Annotated in this window: 3 protein-coding genes; all 3 read right to left on the reverse strand. The window is 70.0% G+C overall.

Going from position 1 to position 2,910, the window contains the following annotated elements:
• Positions 1-46: 46 nt before the first annotated feature.
• Genes rpe through der form a run of 3 tightly spaced genes read right to left on the reverse strand, consistent with a single transcriptional unit; the run spans position 47 to position 2,795 of the window.
• Positions 47-727, reverse strand: coding sequence for a ribulose-phosphate 3-epimerase (rpe, locus tag ACWTSU_RS09420; RefSeq protein ID WP_455140050.1), 681 nt, complete (start codon positions 725-727; stop codon positions 47-49).
• Between the two features lie 5 nt (positions 728-732).
• The gene (locus ACWTSU_RS09425; protein WP_455140052.1) at positions 733-1,464 is read right to left on the reverse strand and encodes a glycerol-3-phosphate acyltransferase; all 732 of its coding nucleotides are present in this window, start codon (positions 1,462-1,464) and stop codon (positions 733-735) included.
• Complete coding sequence (der, locus tag ACWTSU_RS09430) at positions 1,461-2,795, reverse strand: ribosome biogenesis GTPase Der (protein ID WP_455140054.1); 1,335 nt, start codon at positions 2,793-2,795, stop codon at positions 1,461-1,463. Before der ends, ACWTSU_RS09425 begins: the two co-directional genes overlap by 4 nt.
• Positions 2,796-2,910: the final 115 nt, after the last annotated feature.

Below are 2,910 nucleotides of genomic sequence, written 5' to 3' on the forward strand. Positions count from 1 at the left end.
GGCGGCGTAGTCGAGGTAGGTGTATGCGGTTCGCTCGCCCATGGGCCTAGGCGCTCTTCGAGACGCCGAGCGCGCCGGCGCGGCGGATGTCGGCGATGGCGGCGGCGCGGTCGGGGGCCCCGAAGACCGCACTGCCGGCCACCAGCACGTTGGCGCCGGCGCCCGTGACCTTGCCGGCCGTCTTGGCCGAGATGCCGCCGTCTACCTCGATTAGCGGGCTCACGCCGTGCTCGTCGCACAGGCGGCGCAGGCGGCACAGCTTGCGCGCGGAGGACTCGATGTAGCTCTGGCCGCCGAACCCGGGGTTCACGGTCATGACGAGCACCATGTCGAGGTCGTCGATGATCGGCTCGAGCGCGAGAACGGGCGTGGCGGGGTTGAGCGCGATCGAGGCCTTGGCGCCGCGCTCGTGGATCAGCGAGACGAGCCGGTGGGCGTGCGCGGTGGCCTCGTAGTGGAAGCTCACGTAGTCGGCCCCGGCGTCGAGGTACCTCTCGACCATCTCGTCGGGGTTGGAGATCATGAGGTGCACGTCCACGGGCAGGTCCGTGTGGGCCTTGACCGTGCGCAGGATGTCCAGGCCGAAGCTCAGGTTGGGCACGAAGTGCCCGTCCATCACGTCGTAGTGGATGAGGTCGGCGTCGCGCACGTCGGCGAGCTCGGCGCCGAGCTTGGAGAAGTCGGCGGAGAGCACCGACGGGGCGATCCTGATGTCCTCGAGCGTCATGTCACTCACTCCTTGCTGTCGGCGTCGCCGGTCGCGGCGCCGTCCGTGTCGGTCGTGTCAGTCTTTGCGTCCTCGGGGTCGGCGTGGTGCAGCGAGAAGCGCCGCTCCTCGCCGCGCGCGAGCCGGGCGACGTTGGCGCGGTGCGACCAGACCACGATGACCGCGGCCAGGGCGACCGGGGCTATCGAGACGGCCGGGAAGCCGAACACAGCGCACCACACGGGCAGCGAGACCGCGGCCGCCACCGAGCCGAGCGACACGTAGCGGCTCGGCACCACGAAGACGATGAAGACGGCGAGAAGCCCGAGCGCCACCGGCCAGTAGAGGCCGAGCGCCGCGCCAAAGCCCACCGCGATGCCCTTGCCGCCGTGGAAGCGCAGGTAGGGCGAGAAGATGTGGCCGAGGATGCAGCCGAGGAAGACCACCGAGAGGGCGGTCCCGAAGAGCGTGGTGTGGTCGAGCGAGGAGACGTCGCCGCCCAGGGCGAGCGCGGCGATGGCGTAACGCGCGACGTTCATCCAGATGACGCCCTTGCCCACGTCGCACAGAAGCGTGAGCGCGGCCGCCTTGCCGCCGACCTCGCGCGCCACGTTGGTGGTGCCGATGTTGCCCGAGCCGACGGTGCGGACGTCGACGTGGCCCATCGCGATGGCGATGAGCAGGCCGTAGGGCACGCCGCACACCAGGTAGGCGCCGAGCGTGAAGACGGCCGTCCAGAGCGTGAGCGAGTCGATCATCGCGCGCTCCCCTCGTCGTTGGACCTGCGGAACCTCAGGCGCACGGGCGTGCCCGTGAGGTCGAAGCGCGCCCGCAGGCGGTTCTCGATGAAGCGCTCGAAGTTGTCGTCCACGAGGTCGGGCGCGTTGACCCAGAACGATATCTGGGGCGGCTTGGAGCCGGTCTGCGTGGCGTAGCGCAGCTTGAGGCGCCTGCCCTTCTCGCTGCGCGTGTGGCCGCCCTCGCGGATCTGGGCGATGAGGTCGTTGAGCTCGACGGTGCGCAGCTGCGAGGCGCGCGCCCCGGCAGCCCGCGCGGCCATGCCGAGGACCTTGTCGACGGCGCGGCCGGTGAGCGCCGACACGTTGACCGAGGGGATCCACGGCGCGAACGCGAGACGCTTGTCGATGGAGGCCACGATCTCGTCGCGCTGCTGCTCGGTGGTCACGAGGTCCCACTTGTTGAGCACGAGCACGAGCGCGCAGCCGCGGTCCACGGCCATGCCGGCGACCTTCTGGTCCTGCTCGGTAACGCCGATCGAGGCATCGACCACGAGCAGGCAGACGTCGGCGCGGTCGATGGCCTGCAGGCCGCGGACGAGACTGTAGTACTCCACGTCCTCGTGGACCTGGCTCTTCTTGCGCATGCCCGCGGTGTCCACGAGGCGGATGGGCTGGCCCTTCCACTCGATCATCGTGTCGATGGCGTCGCGGGTGGTGCCCGCCACGTCCGAGACGATCGAACGCTTCTTGTTGGCGAGGCGGTTGGCGAGGCTGGACTTGCCCACGTTGGGACGCCCGACGATAGCGAGCGAGAGGACGTCGTCGTCGGCCTCCTCCTCGACGGGCTCGGGGAACGCCGCGACGATGTCGTCGAGCAGGTCGCCCGTGCCGTGGCCGTGACCGGCCGAGATGGGGCGCGGCTCGCCGACGCCGAGGGCGTAGAAGTCCCACAGGCCATCCTGCTCGCGGGACGGGTCGTCCTTCTTGTTGACGACGAGGAACACGGGCTTGTCGGTGCGCCGCACGATGCGCGCGACCTCCTCGTCCTCGTCGGTCACGCCGGTGGTGCCATCGACCACGAAGACGATGACGTCGGCCTCCTCGCAGGCCATGAGCGCCTGCTCGCGGATGCGGGGCGCGAAGACGTCCTTCGACTTGACGGACTCGATGCCGCCGGTGTCGATGAGGGTGAAGTCGCGACCGTTCCAGTCGGCGTCATGGTACGAGCGGTCGCGCGTCACGCCGCGTGACTCGTGGACGATGGCGTCGCGGCTCACCGCAATGCGGTTCACGAGCGTGGACTTGCCGACGTTGGGCCGGCCGACCACGGCGACTACGGGCTTGGGCATCTGAACTCCTTGCTATTCCATTGGCGCGAGCAGTTTACCACGCGCCGCCGCGCTCCGGCCCTCCGCGCCAAATCCCCACGAGCGCCCGGCCGGGCGGGCAAGGACCCGGCGCTCG

The sequence above is a fragment of the Thermophilibacter sp. genome, from assembly GCF_966187215.1.